The sequence below is a fragment of the Streptomyces sp. Ag82_O1-12 genome (assembly GCF_900182715.1).
GTDB lineage: Bacteria > Actinomycetota > Actinomycetes > Streptomycetales > Streptomycetaceae > Streptomyces > Streptomyces massasporeus.
Map to the genome: position 1 here is coordinate 919,966 of NZ_FXUW01000001.1, position 20,903 is coordinate 940,868.

A 20,903-nucleotide genomic window follows, 5' to 3' on the forward strand; every position below is an offset into this window, starting at 1 on the left:
GGTTCCTTGGATCGGTTCCTTCGAGCGTTCCCTAGAGCGCGAACTGCCCGGACGTCTGCTGGATCTTGACGACCACGAACTCGGCCGGGCGGACCGGCGCGATGCCGACCAGGACGTTGACGATGCCGCTCTCGATGTCCTCGGTGGTCGTGGTGTCGCTGTCGCACTTGACGAAGTAGGCCTCGCGGGGCGTGCCGCCCTTGAAGGCGCCCTGGCGGAACAGCGTGTGCAGGTAGGAGGAGGCGGCGAGCCTGATCTGCTGCCACAGGTTCTCGTCGTTGGGCTCGAACACCACCCACTGCAGACCCCGCTGGAGGCTCTCCTCGACGTGCAGCGCGAGCCGCCGGACGGGCACGTACTTCCACTCGCTGTCGAGGGCGTCGGAGCCCTCCAGGGTGCGGGCGCCCCAGACCACGGGGCCGGTCACCGGGAGCGTGCGCAGGCAGTTGACGCCCAGCGGGTTGAGCAGGCCGGTCTCGCGGTCGGTCAGGTCGACCGCGAGCGAGTGCACGCCGGCGAGCCGGGCCTCGGTGCCGGCCGGGGCCTTCCACACGCCGCGCTCGGAGTCGGTACGGGCGATGACGCCCGCGACGGCGCCGGACGGCGGGAAGGAGCGCAGCCGGCCCGTGAGCGGGTCGGTGAGCTGGAGGTGCGGGAAGTACAGGCCGGCGTGGTTGCCGCGCACGGCGTCGAAGGCGGCGAGCCCGGCGCGGGCGGTGTCGACGCTGACCCAGGTGCCGGGCGCGTCGACGAGGAGGAAGATCCGCCGCTCCTGGCACAGGCGCTGGGCGGCGGAGACCACGGTGAGGGTGTCCTCGATCTTCTCGTACGCCGCGAGTTCGGGCAGCGCGAGCAGGTTGACGTCGGCGACGCCGCGCAGCGCCTGGATGCCGGACTTGTCGGCCTCGGAACCGATGAGGTCACGCGGCCCGGGCGCCTCTCCGTCCTCGCCGCCCTTCAGCGGGAAGACGGGCGGGTTGACCGAGGCCTCCAGGCCCAGGTCGTTGGCGCACTCGCCGAGGAAGCGGACGACGTCGTCGGGGTCGGTGGAGCCCGCGACGACCTGGACGCGGCGGCCGAAGGCGGTGACCTCGGCGCCGGCGAAAGCGTGCTTGCCGGGCGCGTCGGGCAGAGCGCGCAGCTTGCGCTCCAGCAGCAGCGCCAGCTCGGCGACGGAGGACGGGGACTCGCCGTCGCAGTCGGGGTCGTAGAGGGTGAACTCCCGCTCGACGTCGCCGATCTTGACGGTGAGATCGACGGCGAGGTCGGGCAGTTCGTGCCCGAACGGCTTGGAGACGGTGCCGGACGGATCGGGCCGGCCCTCGCCGACGACCTCGACACGGATCAGCCGGGAGCCGGCATTGACGACGGTCTGCACGAACCGGCCGCCGGCCGGGTCGGTCGACAGGCCGGTGAAGCTCTCGCGGGCCTCGCCCTTGGCGTCGAACACGCGCAGGTTGAAGGTCTCGTCGGGGCAGGGCGTGTCGTGGTCGACGGCGACCCGCAGCCCGTTGCCCCACACGCCGGGCTCCTTGGCGTGCACCGCGAGGACGTCGCACTCGCTGTGGCCCTCGGTGGACTCCAGCGTGACGCGGGCGGCCTGACCGCTGCCGGCCCTGGCGACCCGGACGATCACGGCGACGGTGCCGCCGTTGCCGAAGAACTGGTGAACGGCGTAGCCGACGGCGCTCTGGGCGCTCAGTCCCCCGAAGCGGCGCTCGAACTCCGTGAAGCTGGTGACGCGCACCGGCTCGTTCAGCGGACCGCGGCGAGTGTGGCCCACGAAGGCGGTCACCGACGTGGTCAGGGTCGAGATGGTGCGGGTGCTGCTGGGAAGCTCTTCGACGTAGACACCGGGATACGTCGGCTTGGCGGCGCTCACCGCGCTCATCGGCATTCCCCCTCCTATCCCTGTCTCGGGCACCCGATGAAGGCACCAAGAGGCGGTGAGGGAGGGACGTGACAGCCGTGCGCGAAGACTCCGCCCGACCGGTCGGCGGCGGGCACGCGCACCTCATCAGTTCCCCCGTCGTACCCGTGCGGTTCGGTTCGCACAGGTCAAGCAGCGCGCTTGTGACCCCTGATGCTCAAGTGCTCAACCCACCTTCTTGCGTGCGGAGTTGACCGAACAAGACGGGTTCTGGCCAGCACGGAGGGAGGTTTCGTGAAGGCAAAAGTTCCCGGATCCGCACATCGCGCCCGCGCGCCGCCGTGAACCGGTCCACACCTCCTGCGCGCCGAAGGGCCGACGGCGCGGACGGCAGGCCTGCGAGACCCGCATGTCCGGCGACGCCCCCGGCGCTCCTCGAGTTCTCCCCGAGTCGCACACACTCTTCAGTGGCCGATTTCCTCGGGGGCAGCATGGATGCGCACGAAGTTGATCGCGACCTTACGGGACGCACCTTCGAGTGCCCTCTTTCGACCGGGACATGTCCGACCCAAACGCCAGACCGCGCCACCCCTTCCGGCCCGTAGAAATATCTACGAGCATGGCTACGGCCGTGCGGCACGCGGAACCCCGCGGGTCACCGGCCCGTGTTCAGCGCGCGCCCGACCGTGGCGCCGTCGACTGTGCCTGGGGTGGCCATGCAGAGCGTCATGTGGAAGCAAGCCGTCGAGTGGCTCGCCGCGGCCGCCACGGACCCCCAGGAGTGCAAGCGGGAGTGGGACTACGGCGCGGGAACGGTGCTCGTGGAGTCCGGGCGGTACTGGGACGTGCTCAGCGTCCCCGACCGGCTCGGCCTGCTCGCGCTGGACCTCCTGTGGCGCGACCCGCTCAAGGTGCCCGGCCCCACCCTGGTGGACTCCGCGGCCCGCAGAGTGGGGTTCTTCCTGCCGCCCGATCCGGTCAGCGAGTGGATCGGCTTCGGGGTGCGGCACGTGGGCCGGGGCTCCTGGGTCGCTGTACCGCCGCCGTACCGGCCCGCCGGTCGCCTGGAGTGGCTCGTCCCGCCGGACGGAACCGGCACCCTGCACACCCCCGGCACGCTCGAGGCGGCTCTGCGGGAGGCGAGTGGAACCCTCGCGGTGCTGGCGCCGGTCAGCGCGGAGCCGGTGGCGTCGGACGGCTGGTGAGGCGGGCGCCGGACGAGGGCACCGTCGCCGCGGGGTGACGGCCGGGGCCGGGCCGGGTGCCCGCGGGCCCGACCTGGCCCGGGTGCCGGCCGGCGGCGGGGTGGGGACTGACGGCCGGGTGAGGAGCGGCGCCCGAGTGGGCGGCGACGGCCGGGTGAGGAGCGGTGGGCTGGTGAGAAGCGCCCGCCGGGTGAGAAGCGGCGGGCGAGTGAGGACTTGGGGCCGGACGGGGGCCGCCGCCGGGGACGACCGGCCCCATGTGCCGGCCGGCGGCCCATGAGGTGACGGCGGCCCATGAGGTGACGGCGGTCCAGGTCTCGCTCTCGGCCGGCGCGGCGAAGGAGACCCACTGGCCGTCGCGGTGCTCCGGGACCGTGTGGCCCAGCGCCTCCCACTCGGCGACCAGGGCCGCGTAGATCGGCGGATGTCCCGCGTACCCGCTGGTGAGTTCGGCGTACGAGCGGGGCGCGGCGTCGTTCCCCGGAAGGCGCCGGGCCGTCTCCGTGCTGTCCATGCCAGGGGAACGCGGCGCCGCACACCGGTGGTACGCGGGCCGGGCCCCGTCCGTCGGGTCGAGTGAACCCGTCACCCGTACGGCGGCACGCGGGCACCGGACAAACATCCAGTCAGGCGGTCGCCCGTTCAGGGGTGGGGACGGTTTCCGGCCACACGGCGGTTCCAGGCCAACCGGTCGCCGCCGGCGACCTCATATCGGCCCTGGCCGCCTCATGTCGCCCCCCGACCTCCTCATGCGGAACAGTTCTGCCGGATCCGACGGACTTCTCGACCGGGACGGGCCCGTCCGGTCAGACTGACCTCACGCCGAGAATCCGGTACGACGGCAGGGAGAGGCCATGTCACAGCGCCCTGACCTCCGGCGGCGCAGGGCCGTGCTGGAGCACGAGTGGTCCCGCTGGGTGCCGAGGCTGAGCGCCCCGGGCGCACGGCCGGGCGGCACCGCGACGCTGCGCCACGAGGTGACCGAGTCCTGGGCGCGTTCGCTGGGCAGCGTGGACCCGGGCCGGGACAGCGCCCCGGTCACGGACGGCGGCCAGGTGCACCGGCGCTGGACGTCCTCACCGTTGTACCGGCCGGTCTCCGCCCTCGCCGGGGAGCTGCACAGCATCGCCAAGGACGCCGGGTTCGTCACGGCGGTCACCGACGAGTCGGGCACCATCCTGTGGACCTGTGGCGGCCCGACCATGCGGCGCCGGGCGGAGCGGGTCAACTTCGCGCCGGGTGGCCGCTGGGACGAGCAGGCCATGGGCACCAACGCGCTGTCCCTCGCCCTGCGCACCGGCCGCCCCAGCTCCGTCTTCTCGGCGGAGCATCTGGTGTCGGCCCTGCACGGCTGGGTCTGCTACTGCGCCCCGGTGTACGGCCGGGACGGCCGCGTCCTCGGCGTACTGGACCTGTCCACGACCTGGGACCGCTCACACCCCCTGGCCATGTCGACCGTACGGACCCTGGTGTCCAGCATCGAGGCCCGCCTCACCGCGCAGGAACCCGGTACGGGACACCTCCGGCTCAGCTGCCTGGGCGCCGAACGGGCCGTGCGGGACGGAAGGCAACTGCACCTGCGTCCACGCCAGTTGGAGACCCGTCGCCCTGGTTGAGCATCCCTTGCTCATGAGTTTCGGGACCGGAATGTGAAGAGTGTCGGGCATTAGGCCATAAACCCTCGGAACGCGCTCACGCGCCGCCCATGAACCCTGCAGGGAGTAGACGCCATGTACGCCATCGCCCGTCGCCCGGTAGCGGCGCGGACCGCAGCGGCACCCTCCGCCATGAGGGCGACAGGAGCGAAGTACTGGAGCACCGCCCCGAAGTCGCCTTTTCTGCCCGCCGCACCACGCAGGCCGTCATGAAGCGATGGCGAGTGGACACCGACACCACCGAAAGCGTCACCCTCATCGCGTCCGAACTGGTCACCAACGCCATCGAGCACGCGGGCCCACCCTTGGCACTCCACGTGCGCCGCGAAACCCAGGGCGGCGCCATCTTGCTCGGCGTTACCGACGGCGGCCAAGCCGACTCCGAAGGCACCTGGACCATCTCCTGTGCCGAAGACGAGCACGGCCGTGGGCTCACCATCATCGGCACCCTCGCCGACTCCCACGGCACTCACACTCACCGTAACGGCGCCACCACCCACCGGGCGCGCCCCACCACCTGAAAGGGCCATCCCTTTCGCATGGTTCGCCGGGCCAACCGCGCGGTCCGCGATCAGGCCCTCTCAGACGGATTCACCCACAGACATTGACGCGAAGGCCGCCGATTGGTTGAGTGGATGATCCACTGAGTCACTGACGGCAGGAGCCGAACCGTGCAGACACCGCTCCCACGCGAGACCATCGTGGACGTCCTGGAGGGTCGGCTGGGCGAAGACATCGTCGCCGGTCTGCATCCTGCGGGAAGCTATCTGCCTCCCGAACGGCAGCTAGCCGAGGGGTACGGCGTCACTCGCACCACCCTCAAACACGCTTTCGGCAGGCTGATTCAGGCTGGACTGCTGGAGACCAGGCACGGCATCGGCACACAGGTACGCGATTTCGCCCGCCTGGGCGGCGCCGACCTGCTCCCCCTTCTGGTTCGCCACAGCCCCGACTGGCTCGACGAGATCTTCGAAGTCCGCCACAGCGTGGGCACTCTGATCGCGGAGCGCGCCGCCCTCCGCGCCACCGAGGAGCAGCTCGGCGAACTCACCGTGCTCCTCGATGCCGTTCGCACCGCCGAGGGCGGGGAGAAAGCGCAGCTCGCCGATATCGAGGTCCATCGTTCGCTCGCCCGCGCGACTGGTAACCGTGTATACGCACTGCTGACCAACACGCTCTTCAAGGCCTATCTGCCGATGCGCACTTCTTTCGACGCCCCCTTCACCGACCCGGCGGCGGCCTACCGCCGCTTGAGCCCCGTAGTCGAAGCCGTGCTGGCCCGTGATGCGGACTCGGCCCGATACGCCGCTGACATGTATCTGACAGAAACTGGGCGGATGATGTTGGAGGAGCTCTCGTGAGCGCGAGGGAAAGCCATTTCCGCGAGGCCATGTTCGGGTCCATGCGGCTCGACAGTGACACCCGGGCCCGCTCGGTCCGTCTGGATCTCTCCGTAGCGACGGATGGATTCCTGCGCCCCATGGGCAGCACAGAAGCCCGCGCTTCGGGGAAGATACGCGTATCAGGGCTGGCAGGCCATGCGCCTGTCGACGGGACGATGGAGATCTCCCCGCTCGCCAGGCGCCGCATCCGGTACCAGCTCGCCTTCGTCGTCGACAACCGTCATCTGACTCTCGACGGCTGGAAGTCGGTGAGTCTGCTGCACCCCATCACATCGATGACCCATCTGCCGTTCACGCTGTACGAAGCGGGTACACGGGTCGGTGAGGGGACCCTCACCTTCCGTATGAGGCACCTAGCCTCCTTCCTCGGAAGTTTTCGTCTGTCCCGGGGCGAGGGTGCCGACACTTTCTCGGCACCCCGTTGGCAGGGTGAGTCGGGCCGGACGGAGGTGTGGTATACGACGCTGACCGATCCCCACACCGGCACGGGCGTATGGCTGCATCACGAGCTGGTCGCGCCGACCGACGGATCGGCCGCCTTTGCACACGGCTGGGCCGCGGTATTCCCCCCGGACGAGCCGGTGCAGCACGAGCGCTTCGGCCCCGAGGAGTGGTCGGGTGCCAAGGAGGGCTACACACTCAGTGCCGTGACCGCGGTTGCCGGCAAGCTTTCGGGAACGGCCGGGGGGTTGCGGTGGGACTTGGCCGAAAGGGCGTCCGACGCCCCGCTGTTCACCTTCCCCCGGTGGTCGTGGCGCCACCCACTGCTGCCCGCGGCCCATATGCTGCCAGCTGCTCGGGCGACCTACAGCGGGACGGTCTCGTACAACGGCACCACCGTGAACGTAGTGGGGGCGCCCGGGGCTTCGGCCCGCATCTACGGTCACGGCAACGGACAGAAATGGGCATGGCTGCATGCTGATCTGGATGATGAAAACGTGCTGGAGGTCGTGGCGGCGACCTCACGCAAACCCGGGCTGAGGCGCCTTCCCCCCATGGTCTTCCTGCGTCTGCGCACCAGGGGACAGACTTGGCCACGACGCGCCGAGCGCTCCGCCGTCGGCTGGGCCGGTCTCGGTCGCTTCCGCTGCGCCATCGGGCTCCCGTCCTGGTCTGTGGCCGGACGCGTCGGTCTGCGACGGATCCGCGTGGTGGTCACCCAGCCCGAAGAACGCACCCTGGCCCTTGACTACGCCGACCCGGACGGCTCACCGGCGACCTGCCACAACAGCGAACGGGCTGACGTCCACGTCGTGGTCGAGCGCTGGTGGGGATCCTGGCGCACAGCGGCCGAGTGGCAACTGTCCGCGACAGCACATGCAGAGGTGGGAATCCGATGAACCTGCACGGGCTGGTGGCCGCGCTCATCGCGGACGACAGGACCGAAGAGTGGCCCGGCAAGGTCCCGAGCAGGCTGGAAACAGTACTGCGCTCGATGCCGCCGCACGCCCGGACCGGGTTCACAGCCGCGGTGGGCGCCATCGACGCGTACGCCGTGGCCCACTCCGGCCGTCGGCTCACCAACCTCTTGCCGGCCGAACGCGAGAACGTGATGCGTTCGCTCGGAGCACGGAGCACGCTGCTCCCGCTGCTCGATGTGCTGAAGCTACCTGTCCTGCTGGCCGCAGGTACGGAAAGAATGCTGGCGTACGGGATAAAACCCGCGCCCTCACCTCCCGACGACCCACAGCTGAACCTCACCGCGGCCCACGATTGGCCCACGTGCTCAACAGCAGACGCAGTAGTGATCGGTTCCGGTGCGGGTGGAGCGATCGCAGCACGAACACTCGCGCGGGCCGGACTTGACGTGGTGGTGCTCGAGGAGGGACACCACCACTCCACGGCGTCCTTGGGGAAACGTACTCCGCTGGACCGGTTCGCTGAGCTGTACCGGGATGGTGGAGCAACGTTCGCCATCGGCGCCCCACCGCTCCTGATGCCGATCGGCCGTGCGGTGGGAGGCACCACCATCGTCAATTCCGGCACGTGCTACCGGACGCCGCAGCACGTGCTGACCCGCTGGAGTCGTGACTTCGGCTTCACACTCGCCGAACGCTTCGGGCCCTGCTTGGACGAGGCGGAACGTTCCCTGCGCGTGGCACTCCAGCCCCTCGATGTGATCGGCCGCAACGGCCGGCTCGCGCTGGCCGGTGCGTCGGCTCTTGGTTGGAAGGCCGCACCTCTGCGACGGAACGCTCCCGGCTGCCAAGGATCCTGTCAGTGCGTTGTGGGCTGCCCCACGGGTGCGAAACAGAGCGTGCAACTGTCCGTCCTGCCTGACGCCTGCTCGGCCGGGGCCCGCATCGTCACTGGTGCGCTGGTAACCCGCATTCTGTCGGACCCCGATCGTCCGGGCGGCCCACGCGCAACAGGGGTGCACGCACGACGAGAGGACGGAAGCACGTTCGAGATCATCGCTCCCCTGGTCGTCGTCGCCGCAGGAGCGCTCCAAGCACCCGCTCTCCTGCGCCGATCCGGTCTCGGCAAGCACCCTCGCATCGGCCGGAATCTCTCTGTTCACCCCGCTACAAGCGTCGCGGGCCGCTTCGCTGACCCCGTCACAGCCTGGGACGGGGTCCTCCAGAGCGTCGGGGTCGAGGAGCTGCACGCCGAAGGCGTACTGATCGAAGCCACCGCTACTCCACCGGGGATGGGGTCGTTCCTCCTCCCTGGTCTAGGCTCCGATCTGCGCCGTGAACTAGAATCCACGGATCATCTGGGAACCCTGGGGGCGATGATCGCCGACCAGCCTTCCGGCAGTGTGCACGGGCGCAACCGCGCTCTCATTCGCTACAACCTGAGTCGCCGGGACGCGGCTCGGCTCATGCGGGCGGTGCGGGCTATGGGCAGGTTGCTCTTCGCGGCTGGTGCCGAAGAGGTACTCACCGGCGTCCCGGCGGCGCCTCTCGCCCGTAGTACGAGCGAACTTGATGTGGTCCTGTCCGGCGTCACCGCACGGCAACTGCACCTGTCCGCCTATCACCCCACAGGAACGGTGGCAGCCGGCCACGACCCTGAGCAGGCTCCAGCAGACCCGACAGGTTTGCTCAGGGGCGTGGAGGGAGTACTGATCGCCGACGCGTCGGTGCTGCCGAACTGCCCGGAGGTCAATCCCCAGCTCAGCATCATGGCGGCGGCGCTGGCCGTGACGGAAGCACACCTGGCCGCCCGCCCAGGGTGAATACCGAGAGCGTCTCAGGTGGCAACGGCTGCGTGAGTCGGGTACGGCACCGAACAGGGGCGGCTCGGGAAGCTCAACGATTGATCTCGGACAGTCGGCGCTTCACTGGCCGCCGGTCGGTTCATACCTGTCAGCGACCCACCTCCTCCTCGGGTCCTGGCCCCCTGCCGGCTCGGGCGAGGCAGGACACCCCGTCCGTGCGGAGCGCGCCGTCCCAGATGCTGACCCACCTGGCCGGTCACGCCCGCCACGACTTCCTGTCCCAGCACCTTCGGACCTGCCAGTGCTGCTCACACGGCTGCCGGTGGCCCAGAGCAGTGCTCAAGACCTGTGGATCGGACTGGGAGAGGTGCCTCGCGGAATGCGGTGGGCGTACCTTCCCGAGTGATCGACTTCTGGTCATCGAGTAGGCCGACGTTGCACCGTCGGTCGGGAAGGCACGCCCGGTGCGACGTGAAGTCACATCGCACGCAGAGTCCGCAGAAGAGGAGACGTGTCATGCGGAGGCGGATGTCTTCGCCTCGGTGCCGCGTAGGGATCAGCGGGCCAGGGTGAGTGTTGGTCCAGGCACCGCCCCGAGCCTCTACCAGACCCTCGGCACACTCCAAGACCTGCTGAGGTGCTGGCCCCGCACCTGCACCACCTGTGGCCGCCCCCTCACCACAACAGGCCCAGAACAAGAACCTAACGAAGCACTACCAGCCTCCCCCTCGCGGACCCACCGCCACCCGCCGGTTCGGCACAGACCAGCGTTCGGATCCGCGACCGGCTGGTTTCGGGGCACGACACGTGAGCCTCACCGGGCGCCTCGGAACGCGGTCTCCGCTGCCCGGCGGGCCCGTAGAGCCGTCGAGGCCCGCCTGCGCAAAGGCTCGGCGCCCAGGCGGCGGACGCGGTGAACGTGCCTTGCAGGCCGTGGCGGAGAGCACCGGCGGGCTGGAGCTGCTCGGCCGACGACCACGGCGGGCCACGGCGTCCTCAGCCGCGCAGACCCGGCCCCGGGTCGCTTCCGGGGTGGCGTTGACCCACTCCGCACGGCGGTCGGCGCGCGTCCAGATGAGCCAGGGCGGCCACCGTCAGGGCGGATATCCCAGTGGGCAGTGCGGTCCGCACATACGGTGCGAACCTCGGGGAGTGATTGGGCGGCGGGCCGTGCTCCCGGTCCCGCTCCGGCGGGACCGGACCCGCGGCAGGCGGCGGTGCGGCGCAACCCAGCATCCAGTAGGCGCTCGTCACCCCGCTCCTGCCATGCAGGGAGTGTCCCGCGTCCCCGTAGAGCGGGAAGTCCTCAGTCGCCATCGACGGCGGCGAAGTGGCCACCCGTCGCGCGCCGAAGTGGGCTTCGTGGGCGGCCCGCACGACCGCGGAGGCCGAGGGATCGGGGGCGTTCACCGGTGACCGGGAGACGACGCGGATGTCCGGGTCCTTCTCGCACCCCGAGGCCGCGCACTCCGCCCGTACGATCCTGCGGACCGCGTTCGTCATGCGGTCGAGCACGGCTTCGGAGAATCCTCGGACGGTGAGCCCCAGGGTCGCGCGCTCCGGCACCACGTTCACGCTGGTTCCCGCATGCAGGGACCCGACGGTGAGCGTGACGGGCTCGGCAGGGGCGGTCTCCTGAGAGACCACACCCTGCAGACGCAGGACGACGGCCGCGGCGGTGAGCACCGGGTCCACTGCCAGATGGGCGGTGGCCGCGTGCCCTCCGCGGCCGTGGACGACGATCTCCAGCGACACGCTGCCGGCCATCAGCGGTCCCGCCCCGTGCGCCACCAGGCCGGAGGGAAACGGCGCCGCGTGCTGGGCGAGCACCACGTCGGGAGCCGCGCAGCGGGTGTACAGACCGTCCTCCAGCATGGCCCGCGCCCCGCTGAGGGTCTCCTCCGCCGGCTGGCCCACGACCATCAGCGTGCCTCGCCACCGATCCGCCGACCGGGCCAGCAGGGCCGCCGCTCCGGCCGCGGCGGCCAGATGCAGATCGTGCCCACAGGCGTGCATCACCGGGATCCGCCCGCCGTCGGGCCCCGGAACGGTCACCGAGCTCGCATACGCCAGCCCGGTGCGCTCCTCGACGGGCAGGGCGTCGAGTTCCGCGCGGAGCAGCACCACCGGGCCATCACCGTTGCGCAGGACACCGGCCACCCCGTGGCCGCCGATCCCCGTGGTCACTTCATAGCCCTCGGACCGCAACCGCACGCCGAACTCCCGCGCGGTCCGCTCCTCACAGCCTGACAGTTCGGGGTGCCGGTGCGTGTCGAGGTAGAAGATGGTCGCGGACAGCAGAATGTCCGGAAGGGCCGTCTGCGCGGACTCGTACCCGTTCTTCTGATGCGGCATCAACGGCTTCCGTTCTCACGGCCCTTGCCGATGCCGTGTCGATCGGGTGGTGAAGGACAGAGGTGTGACAGCGGAATGACTGCTTCCATGACAGCGGGGCCCGTTGGAATGGAGTCGTCAATCAACGACGGGCGGCACACCGTTGCGGCCGGTCCACAACCGATGGAGACGACATGGCACCGAAGAGCGAGCTGGCTTCCCTTGCCCAGGAGATCCTCGAGCTGGAGTCCGAGACCTTCGAGATCTCGGACTACTCGGACGAGAGCGAGGTCCTCCTCGCCGGGTCGACCAGCTGCAGCAGCACCAGCACCACCAGCAGCACGACCAGCACCACCAGCTGCAGCGCCTGAGCAGTGACGCCACGGGCGTCCGGGGCCGGGAAACCGGTGCCGGGCGCCCGTCCGCCGTCTCCCGGCGCACCCGTCCGTACGGCATGCTCCGCCGGACGGGGCGCCGCGTACACCCCCGGTGATCCCTTCCCCGGTCAGGGGAAGGGGTGCGGTACACAACGGATCTCGGCGTCGGAGAGATCGGTGTCCCGCCACCCCGCCCGGCGGAAGGCGGAGCGCAGTCGCGGCATCCGCAGGGCGCGCTGCCGGGGCCATCCGAAGTCGATGGGCAGCAGCCCGGGCACGATCGTGCAGACGGTCCGCAGCCCGATGCGCTCCTGCTCCGGTGTCGTCTGGTCGACGACGACGACGTCGAACCCCGCTTCCACCAGGGCGTCGCGGCAGTGCCGTACGTCGTCGAGCAGATCCGGCCGGCCGCCGGTGCCGCGGCGCGTCCGTCCCGTCCCGTAGAGCTCCGCCATCGGCAGCGTGCGCGCGGGTGCGAGGTACTCCGGAGCGTGTCCGGCCATCCCGGGCAGCCCGAACAGCCTGGGGTGGTCGCTCAGATTCCGGACGAGGGAGAAGTCGTTCGCCATCGCTTCGAGCGCGTCGCGCTCCTCCTGGACCTGCCTCGGAAGATGCGGGATGTAGGTAAGGACCTCGGAGAGGGCCGCGTCGACGGCGAGTTCGGGTTCGAGCGCGGAGCCGGCGGCGAAGGAGAGCCTCCCGGGACCGCCGTCCCGGCGCGAGGCGAGGGCGGTGACCACCGGTACGGGCAGGTCGATCCGGTTGTCGAAGACGTGGATGTCGTAGCCGAGGAGCGCCGCACGGTCCACCATGCCCCGGATGACGGCGCTGTCCAACGTATCCAGGTCGATCCGGGGAAGTTCCGCCCGGCCGTACCAGGCGAGCAGGAAGGCGTCCCGTTCGATGAGTTCGAGGAGCCCGTGCAGCACGGCTTCCTCCAGGCAGCTGCCGATGGCGCAGCCGTTGGAGCACTCGAAGACGAAGTTGTCCGCGGCGATCCCGGCGCTGTAGTGGGCCAGCCGCGCAGGCACCAGGATCGGCCGCTCGTCCCGCAGCGAGTACCCCCGCACCCACGGGATGGCTGCCGCGGGGTCGAAGGGGCTGACCATCGGGTCGTCCCGGTAGGTCTCCTCTCTGTACTCCCCGCAGCTCCTCGGGTCGAGGGCCGCGTCCGCCAGGTTGTCGTAGGAGTCCACCAGGAGCGGCCCCCTGCGGCGGCGATGAGTGCCGGCGTACCGTTCCAGGCCTTCGAGGAAGGCCAACCCCCTGCTGGTGGCGAAGGAGTTGGCCTGGCCGCTCCAGGTCACGTCGGAGAGGCCCGCGTAGCCGCGTACGAACACGCTGCCCGCCACCGGGGAGGTGGTCGGTGACGTCACATTGATCCAGGTGCCGGCGCCGAGCGCGCCGCAGACGGGGTTGGCCAGCGCGAGGCTGGGCAGCTCGTAGGCGGTCACCGGGCGCAACCGGTAGGTGTCTTCCGCGGGCTTGGGCCGGGAGCGCAGAACGGGTTCGGTCGCCTCCGCCGCCGGGTGCAGGGGATCGCAGGCCGGGCAGAGGGGTTCCGGCAGCAGGGGGAAGGTCCGGACCCGCAGTGTCTCCAGGTCGATCCGGGAGACCCGCGGCAGCCCCGCGTCTCCCGGTCCCCACGGCCCGGCGAACTCCTCCGCCGGCGTGGCCGGCGCCAGGACGACGGCCTCGTACAGGTCCCACACCGCGTCCACGAGGTACCCGGGGAGCAGCGGCCAGCCGGCCGGCGGTGTGCAGGGGGCCGGCTGCCACCCCTGCCCCGGGGCGGCGTGCGGGGCGGCGAGTCGGGTCCGGCCGCCCGTCTCCAGGGCGTCCCGCTCGGAGCGGGAACGCAGCCGTTGCCAGCGCATCGCCAGGCACTGGCCGCAGGCCTCGGACGCGCCACCGCCCCAGGGGCCGACAAGCACGGCCTGGGCCGTCAGATGGACGTCGGCCGCGCGGCGCAGCGCGATGTCCTGCCCTGCCGCGGCGTCGAGCGCGTCGGCCGCGCCCAGGGCCGCGACCCGGGGCGGTGATGTGCCGGGCGGGCGGGCTGACGGGGAGGCGGCGAAACGATCGGCCAGCCCCCGTTGCAGGGTGTGCCGGGCTGTCTCCAGTGGCGTTTTCGCGTCGTGCGCCGCCAACGGGAGATCGGCTTCGAGAGTCGACGAGTCAGTGTTCATGTGGAGTTGCTCCAGCGGAAGGTCTTGGCGGCGATCACGGAGAAGACGATCCCGAATACGGCCAGGACACCGCAGGACACGGCGATGCCCGCAAGGTCGTGGCGGTCGGTGAGCGCACCTGCCACCGCATCGTTCATGGGACGCAACGGCAGGATGTTCGACAGCGTCCGCACCCATGGCGGCAGGTACTCCAGGGGCAGGAACGATCCGGAGAGGAAGGCCATCGGCACCATCAGGCAGTTGGCGACCGCCGCGACCGCCTCGGGCGTGTTGGCGAGGGAGCCGATCACGGCACCGATGGCGAGGAAAACGGTGACACCAAGGATCATCACGGGGACGAGCAGCGGCCAGGGTCCGTCGATGCGCAGACCCAGCAGAACGCCCACGGCAACGGTCAGCAGGGTCTGCCAGCCGGCGACCTGCAGTGCCACGGTGTAGCGGGCACCGAGCACGGAGCGCAGCGGTGCCGGCGACATCCTGATCAGCCGCAGCAGGTCGTTGTTGCGCCACTGCATGAGCGTGAAGCCCACACCGAAGACAGCGGCGTTGGCCACGCCCCAGGACAGGACGCCGGAAGCGATGTTGTCGATGTATGCGCCGCCGTTCTCCGACACCTCCTGCCCCCGGTAGAGCAGCCCGAAGATGCAGAGGAAGACGAGGGGGAAGACGAAGGTGAAGAACCGCGCGGTCCAGTCGCGGGAGGCGGCGCGGGAGGTGGCCCGGGTCAGGACGGAGTAGGCGCTCATGATGCGTTCCTCGTTCCGGTGAGTTGCAGATAGACGTCCTCGAGCGTCGTGGACCTGGTCCGGATTCCGTCCAGCCCCGCGATCTCGCCGATCTCAGCGAGAACGGTGCCGCTGCTGCGGGTCCGCAGGACCACCGCGCCGCCTTCGACGGTGACTTCCTCGACACCGGCAATGGCCTGCGCGCGTTCCACCGAGAGCCGCTCGGCCGGAACCAGGAGGCTGGTGGCACCCGAGTGCTCGCCCACCAGGGCGTGCGGGGCTCCGAGGGCGACGACCGAGCCGTCGACGACTATGGCCACCCGGTCGCACAACGCCTCGGCCTCGTCCAGGTGGTGAGTGGTGTAGACGATGGTGCGGCCCATCGCCTTGAGCGTGCGCAGCGTCTCCCACAGGGCGCGGCGCGCCTGCGGGTCCAGTGCGGCGGTCGGTTCGTCGAGGAACACCAGCTCCGGCCCGTGGACGAGGGCGGAGGCGATGGCCAGCCGCTGGCGCTGGCCGCCGGAGAGGTCCTCGACCCGTTCCTCGGCCTTGCTCTCCAGCCCGACCAGGGACAGCGCTCCGTCAGCGGCGGCGGCCTCGCAGCCGAAGAGCCCGGCGACGGTGACCAGGTGCTCCCGGGCCGTCAGCCGGGGGAAGAAGGCGGACTTCTGCGTCTGGGCCCCGATCCGCGGCAGCAGGGCCGGGTCGCGGGGCCACGGCTTCCGTCCGAGGACCGAGATCTCGCCGGAGTCCGCGATGCGCAGCCCCTCCATGAGTTCGACGAGGGTGGTCTTCCCTGCGCCGTTGGGGCCGAGTACGCCGAAGAACTCGCCGCGTTCGACCTCCAGCGATACCCGTTCGAGGGCCTGCACCTTCCCGTACCGTTTGCTGACGCCGTCGAGCATCAGGGCCGGTCCCGAAGTGGTGTCCACTTCGCTCACCTCATCCATTCGTTCCGTTGCTGCGCGGTACTGCGGGTTCACGCGGGCTCTACCGTCCTTCCTCGTGGCCTTGCGACCGTGGCCGCCACCATCAGCGCGAGCAGCACGGTCGGCACGACCGTGGCTGCCGCACCGAACCGGTCGGTCAGGAAGTGCCGGCAAAGCAGCACCCCTCCCGTACAGGCACCGAGGACCAGCAGCGCGGAGCCGATCGCGTAACCCAGATAGGCGAGCCGGACAGGGCGTGGATAGCCGGACACCATGGACCTGGAGGCCTGTTGACGTCTCGTCAGCAACAGCAGGTACGTGCGGCTCTCGGCCGCGTAGTCCGACATCCCCAGGACATGGCTGAGGATCTGGTAACCGTCCAGCGGGGGCAGCGGGACCAGGTTCAGCAGCGCCTGGCCGGTACCGGCCAGGAGCAGGGCCGCGGTGGCGTCGCGTACGGGGTGGCATGGCGGCAGGAGAGCCCAGAGCGGGTAGAAGGGAAGCAGGAAGAGCAGGTTCGCCGCGGCGCCGGCGGCGGCGGTCGCCACCTGGTGTCGGCGGCGCGGGAGATACATGTAGTTCTCGACCCTGCAGTACATGATGATCACGGGCAGCCGCCAGCGCAGGCCGATCTCCGAGATGGAGCCGCCGAACCAGCCGGCCACCACACCGTGCGCGAGTTCGTGCAGGGCGAGGCTCACCCAGAGCAGGACCGCCACCGCCGCCAGGGACGGCAGGTGCAGCACGGCCCGCAGCCCTTCCCTGCCGAGTTCGCTCCCCCGCAGGGCCATCCCGATCTCCATCGCGGTGACCAGCACCGGCGCGAGGACGAGGAAGAGCGGGGTCCGGGCGAAGCCGGTGAGCCGGTTCAGGCGGTCCACGCAGGCAGCCGGGTCGGCGACGAGACGAACGTCGCCCCGCAGGAGGGTGTTGCGCCGGTGCGCACCTCTGCGCCCCGCGGGCCGCACCGTCCCGCTGCCCGGCCGCCCCGGCGGCGAACCGACCAGGAGTCCGCGGCTGTGGAGCAGTCCGAGCATCCGCCGCCAGTGGGCCTGCGACAGTGCGAAGCCGAACTCCCGGGCGTAAGCCTGCTCGATCTCCGCGAGGCTCCGCGTCCCGTCGAGCCGCGCGATGATGAAGTGCTCCTTCACGCCGACGCGGAAGGCGCGCCCGTTGCGCGGGTCCTTGAGCATGTGCACCCGGACCGCCCCACGCCGCAGGGCCGGGCTGATCAGGATGTCCGACCGCAGTGCGGGCTGCCAGCCCGCGTGCGCGACGCCCCCGGCGTGCCCGGCCTCATCCATCGCCGCCACCGGAGCCACCGGCCTCTTCCAGGGTCTCCCGGAGCGAGCGGCCGAGGATGTGCGCCAGGTACGCCTCGTCGCGGATCGTGACATGGAGCCGGTTGTTCGTCATGTGCATGTACGGCGACAGCAGCCGCGGCAGCACGGCCCGCGGGTCGGTGAGCGTCCCGCCGGGGGCGCCGTCGCGCGAGGAGAAGACCAGGTCGCCGCGGAGCGCGAGAGCCGTGGCCCGCTCGCGGAGCTCCGCGCAGTGCGCTGCCCAGCCGCGCAGGAAAGACGGCAGATGCGCGGTGGCACCGTCGGCGATGCAGGTGCGGATGACCGTGAAGCGGTGGCGCAGCTGCTCGGCCATCCGGTCGTAGGTGCGGTCGTACTCCTGCGTCCCGATGAAACCGGTGTCGGGGAACGCCTCGTGCCAGAAGGCGTAGTAGCGGTCAAGGTAGTTCGCCAGCGCGTCCGGTCGGTCCACGAAGGTGGCGGCCATGACCATCATCAGCTGCGACGATGTGCCGAGCAGCACGGTCCGCAGATGGAGGTTCTTGGTGCGGAGTGCTTCGATGACCATGTCGCTGGAGTGGCGGAAGTGCCACTCCGCGAGGTCGATCCCGGCCGGGCCACCGTACTTGTCGAACTCGGGTTCGTAGACCTCGCGGTGGCAGGTGTTGTTGGGCCGCAGCTGCATCCGGCCGTCGGCGCCGAGGAACCTGGGACGGTCGTCCTCGGGGATCTCCAGGTCGAACAGGGTGTTGTACAGCTCGTTGAGGAAACCCGGGCCGACCTCGTAGAGCGCGGGACGCGCCCGGAGGAAGGACTCGACGGCCCGCTCCGTGCGCTCGCGCACCTCATCGGCGGCCGCCTCATCGACCGGCCGGAGCCGCAGACGAACGTGCGGTCCCTCCAGCCAGTAGTTGATGAAGAAGTAGCCGGCGAGCAGCCGGTCCGCCGTGAGCGATTCCACCAGGGGTCTCACGCATTGGAGGAGGAGGGGCTGCGGATTGGCGGCGTAGAAGATGTGGAAGGCCTGCCAGGCGCCGGGCTCGCCGGTGCGCGTGGTCTGCGGCTGGTGCGTCGCTGTCATGTCAGGAAGTCCGAGTCGTGAAGGTCTCGACGGCAATCTCGGCCACGTGGCGGCCGCGTCCGGAGCGGGCGGGCAGGTTGTCCTCGTCGGGGAGCATCTCCCGGAGCACCACGGTGGCCCCGGGGTCCTTGGCCAGGCTGTGGAAGGCGCCCAGCGACAGAGGGCTGTCGAAGTCGACGTACTGGGGCTTGGAGCCGCCGGCCCCTCCCCGGGTGAAGGAAGCGAACACCCGGCGGGGGATCCGGTGACCGCGACGCCAGCGGTTCCAGTCGAGGAAGGCCTCGTCCTCCGCCGTGTGGGGGGTCGGCAGGGGGAGGTCCCGGACCGTCACCGTCCAGCTCCGCCGGCTCAGCACGATGGAGTCGTGGCGCACCCGCGGCCGGAAGGTCACCCCCCGGTCGGGCCTCCCCTCGGGCACACCGTCCCAGAGGTCGAGCCGGGCACGGGAGGTGGGCGAGAGCAGGAGCAGCGTCCGCGGGATCTCGGGTAGCGCGATGGGCACCAGGTACCCGAAGTACAGCGGCACGACCTTCCGTTGCAGCCTCGTCGAGTGCAGGACGAGGCGGTCCGACTCCTCGTCGTGCCGGAGGCAGAGGTCGTCCAGGTGGATGCGGTTCTCCTCCGGCACCGAACTCGTCTCGCCCGGGCAGACGATCTCGTAGTCGGCCAGCTGCCCGTGCAGATTGAGGTTGCTGCTGACGGGGCCGCCGGTGAGTTCGGCGAACACCGTCCCCTCCGGTTGGAGTTCCCGCGCCGAACGGCGCAGTACATCGCTCAGCGACGGACTCCGGGCCCCGGCGCCAGCCGGGGGGTCGAAGCAGTGGGTGAAGCGACTGAAGGGGAAGGACAGCGCCCCGAAGGACTGGTTGAGCACCAGGAGCGGCTCCCCGTCCTGTGCGGCGGGTTGCAGGAAGTGTGTCTGCGCCGTGAATTCCGCCTTTTGCGGGCCCAGTTCGGCCGCCACTTCAGCCAGCAGGCCCGCATCGAGGAGGAGCTCGTCGTCACCGTCCTCACGGCCGTCCCACGCTCGGCGCATGCCCTCGACGAAGCGTTCACGAGCCCGGTCCAAGGCGGTGATCCCGGGCAGCCCGAGCCAGTTCTCCTCGGCCAGGTGGGTGCCGTCGTCGTCGAACCTCTTCCGGCGGGAGACCACGGTGAGGTACTGGTCGAAGAAGTCCTCGTGGAAGTCGTGGACCAGCTTCAGCAGGTCGTCGCACCGGCCGCCGCGGCCGTAGCGTGTGACGAAGAAGCCGGTGAAGGTGATGCGCTGCGCCAGGGTCAGGTCGAACGCCGGCATGGCCGCCTCCAGACGGCGCAGCGGGTCCGCGACCGCCTTCTCCCACGCGCTGCCGGCCACCGGCACCGGCTCGTCGCCGACCCGTACGTCCTCGTACAGCAGGGTTTGCGGGAGCGCTGCGCCGCCTTCCCCGACGGCTTCCAGAGCGGCGCCCAGTCCGCTCCTGAGGTCGGAGAGCAGCGCCCGGCGGGTCGCGGCGTCGGCCGCCGGATAGCGGTCGATGCAGGCGATCGGCGCATCGAGCGCGGCCGCGAGTTGCCGGCCCCAGGGCCGGTCCAGGGCGCTCACGGCGTCGCGGAAGGACTTCAGCGGATCCGGGCTGTGGACGTCGGTGTGCAGGGTGGGCACCTGCATCATGCCCAGGTCCAGCAGGGCCGCGAGATAGCGTTCGCACTCCTCCGGTTCCGCTCCCGCGTCGGTCCCGAGCCAGTGCACGAGCTCCTGGTACCGCATCGTGGGACGTTCCTCGAACCGGGCGAGCATGCGTTCCAGGGTGCCGCTGCGGCGAAGGAAGAACAGTTGGTCCCGTACCGCGTCGAAGGTGACGGCCGCAGTGTCGTCGCCCGCGGCCACCCAGCGGCGGACATACCGCACGCGGTCGTCGTCCCGGACCCAGCCGGAGGCCGGTGCGAGCGGCAGATCCGCCCGCCGCACGGGGTCCGCGGCGATCCGGTCGGCGAAGCGGCCCAGCACAACGGTGTTGAGCCGCGGGTGGCTGGACCAGGTGGACGGCAGCTCCAGGCCGAAGGCATCGTCCGAGGTGGGCGGGGCGAACTCCCCCAATGCCACCCCGGTGAAGGTGCTGAAGGGGCTGGTCTTGCAGGCGGTGCGGTAGAGGTACGCCAGCAGGGAGCGTTCGATCTTTCGTCCGCGCTTGTCCGGCCGCGCGGGATCGCTGCGGACGAAACGGTCGAGCTGGGCCTCCAGGGTCGGCGACGCCAGCAGCAGTCCGAGCCGCAGTCGCTCCTCCCCCGCCAGCACGCGCAGTTCGGCCCGGGTCGCGGCCAGTTCGCGCTCGAGCAGACCGGCGCCCTCCGCGCGCAGTTCGTCCAGGGCTCGCCGCGCGTCGAGCCAGAGCGCCACCCCGTCCGCCGCGGACGCGCTGATCAAGGTGAGAAGCGCCAGGTCCGCGTCCGGGGTGGCCGGCATCCGGTTGTTGAACAGGTCCCGCCGCAACCGCAGCAGGTCCCGGCGGGCCCGGTCGTCCGGGTGTCTGTTGACGAGGGGGTGGAGCAGCTCGCTGAGGTCCGCCCCAGCGGCGGTCAGCCGTTCCTCCTCGTCGAGCACCAGGTCCGCCCAGCGCCGGGTGTCGGGGCAGCGAAGGGCCTGCACCATCTCGATGGGCAGGCCCGCCAGGCGCAGCATGCAGCGGCG

The 20,903-nt window shown here is 70.6% G+C and carries 16 protein-coding genes; 7 read left to right on the forward strand and 9 right to left on the reverse strand.

Features of this window, described 5'->3' with window-relative positions; all coding sequences use genetic code 11:
* Positions 1-31: 31 nt before the first annotated feature.
* Positions 32-1,897 (reverse strand): phage tail sheath subtilisin-like domain-containing protein, encoded by a 1,866-nt coding sequence (locus QOL88_RS04290; RefSeq protein WP_097215159.1) that lies wholly within the window; start codon positions 1,895-1,897, stop codon positions 32-34.
* A 689-nt stretch (positions 1,898-2,586) separates the two neighbouring features.
* Here QOL88_RS04290 and QOL88_RS04295 point away from each other — a divergent pair.
* A complete protein-coding gene (locus QOL88_RS04295) occupies positions 2,587-3,075 on the forward strand; it encodes a hypothetical protein (RefSeq protein ID WP_097222854.1) in 489 nt (162 codons plus the stop codon).
* Here QOL88_RS04295 and QOL88_RS04300 read toward each other — a convergent pair.
* The gene (locus tag QOL88_RS04300; protein ID WP_097215160.1) at positions 3,041-3,589 is read right to left on the reverse strand and encodes a hypothetical protein; all 549 of its coding nucleotides are present in this window, start codon (positions 3,587-3,589) and stop codon (positions 3,041-3,043) included. The two genes, QOL88_RS04295 and QOL88_RS04300, sit on opposite strands and share 35 nt — an antisense overlap.
* 340 nt (positions 3,590-3,929) lie before the next feature.
* Here QOL88_RS04300 and QOL88_RS04305 point away from each other — a divergent pair, with 340 nt between their 5' ends.
* From QOL88_RS04305 to QOL88_RS04325, 5 genes are all read left to right on the forward strand, one after another.
* Positions 3,930-4,691: a GAF domain-containing protein gene (locus QOL88_RS04305; RefSeq protein WP_257027485.1), complete on the forward strand. Its 762-nt coding sequence runs from the start codon at positions 3,930-3,932 to the stop codon at positions 4,689-4,691.
* Between the two features lie 89 nt (positions 4,692-4,780).
* The gene (locus QOL88_RS04310; protein ID WP_097215161.1) at positions 4,781-5,251 is read left to right on the forward strand and encodes an ATP-binding protein; all 471 of its coding nucleotides are present in this window, start codon (positions 4,781-4,783) and stop codon (positions 5,249-5,251) included.
* A gap of 150 nt (positions 5,252-5,401) precedes the next feature.
* The gene (locus tag QOL88_RS04315) at positions 5,402-6,091 is read left to right on the forward strand and encodes a FadR/GntR family transcriptional regulator (RefSeq protein WP_097215162.1); all 690 of its coding nucleotides are present in this window, start codon (positions 5,402-5,404) and stop codon (positions 6,089-6,091) included.
* Positions 6,088-7,473: a tocopherol cyclase family protein gene (locus QOL88_RS04320; RefSeq protein WP_257027486.1), complete on the forward strand. Its 1,386-nt coding sequence runs from the start codon at positions 6,088-6,090 to the stop codon at positions 7,471-7,473. The genes QOL88_RS04315 and QOL88_RS04320 overlap by 4 nt, the downstream gene beginning before the upstream one ends.
* Positions 7,470-9,314 carry a GMC family oxidoreductase gene (locus QOL88_RS04325; protein ID WP_097215163.1) on the forward strand — a complete coding sequence of 615 codons (1,845 nt, stop codon included), beginning with the start codon at positions 7,470-7,472 and terminating at the stop codon, positions 9,312-9,314. Before QOL88_RS04320 ends, QOL88_RS04325 begins: the two co-directional genes overlap by 4 nt.
* Before the next feature lie 978 nt (positions 9,315-10,292).
* Here QOL88_RS04325 and QOL88_RS04330 read toward each other — a convergent pair.
* Complete coding sequence (locus QOL88_RS04330) at positions 10,293-11,651, reverse strand: amidohydrolase (protein ID WP_097215165.1); 1,359 nt, start codon at positions 11,649-11,651, stop codon at positions 10,293-10,295.
* 173 nt (positions 11,652-11,824) lie between these two features.
* Between QOL88_RS04330 and QOL88_RS04335 the strand changes: the two genes are divergently transcribed.
* Entirely contained in the window at positions 11,825-12,001 is a 177-nt protein-coding gene (locus QOL88_RS04335; protein WP_097215166.1) for a thiazolylpeptide-type bacteriocin, read from the forward strand.
* 134 nt (positions 12,002-12,135) lie between these two features.
* Here QOL88_RS04335 and QOL88_RS04340 read toward each other — a convergent pair whose 3' ends face one another.
* From QOL88_RS04340 to QOL88_RS04365, 6 genes are read right to left on the reverse strand one after another with little or no spacing between them, the layout of a single operon-like run.
* Positions 12,136-14,196: a TOMM precursor leader peptide-binding protein gene (locus QOL88_RS04340; RefSeq protein WP_097215167.1), complete on the reverse strand. Its 2,061-nt coding sequence runs from the start codon at positions 14,194-14,196 to the stop codon at positions 12,136-12,138.
* Positions 14,193-14,942, reverse strand: coding sequence for an ABC transporter permease (locus QOL88_RS04345; protein WP_097215168.1), 750 nt, complete (start codon positions 14,940-14,942; stop codon positions 14,193-14,195). The genes QOL88_RS04340 and QOL88_RS04345 overlap by 4 nt, the downstream gene beginning before the upstream one ends.
* Positions 14,939-15,871, reverse strand: a complete 933-nt coding sequence (locus QOL88_RS04350) for an ABC transporter ATP-binding protein (protein WP_179878764.1) — start codon at positions 15,869-15,871, stop codon at positions 14,939-14,941. Before QOL88_RS04350 ends, QOL88_RS04345 begins: the two co-directional genes overlap by 4 nt.
* Before the next feature lie 29 nt (positions 15,872-15,900).
* Positions 15,901-17,154 carry a zinc metalloprotease gene (locus tag QOL88_RS04355; RefSeq protein ID WP_257027489.1) on the reverse strand — a complete coding sequence of 418 codons (1,254 nt, stop codon included), beginning with the start codon at positions 17,152-17,154 and terminating at the stop codon, positions 15,901-15,903.
* Complete coding sequence (locus QOL88_RS04360; RefSeq protein WP_097215169.1) at positions 17,147-18,232, reverse strand: lantibiotic dehydratase C-terminal domain-containing protein; 1,086 nt, start codon at positions 18,230-18,232, stop codon at positions 17,147-17,149. Before QOL88_RS04360 ends, QOL88_RS04355 begins: the two co-directional genes overlap by 8 nt.
* A 1-nt stretch (position 18,233) precedes the next feature.
* Complete coding sequence (locus tag QOL88_RS04365; RefSeq protein ID WP_097222857.1) at positions 18,234-20,894, reverse strand: lantibiotic dehydratase; 2,661 nt, start codon at positions 20,892-20,894, stop codon at positions 18,234-18,236.
* Positions 20,895-20,903 lie beyond the last annotated feature (9 nt).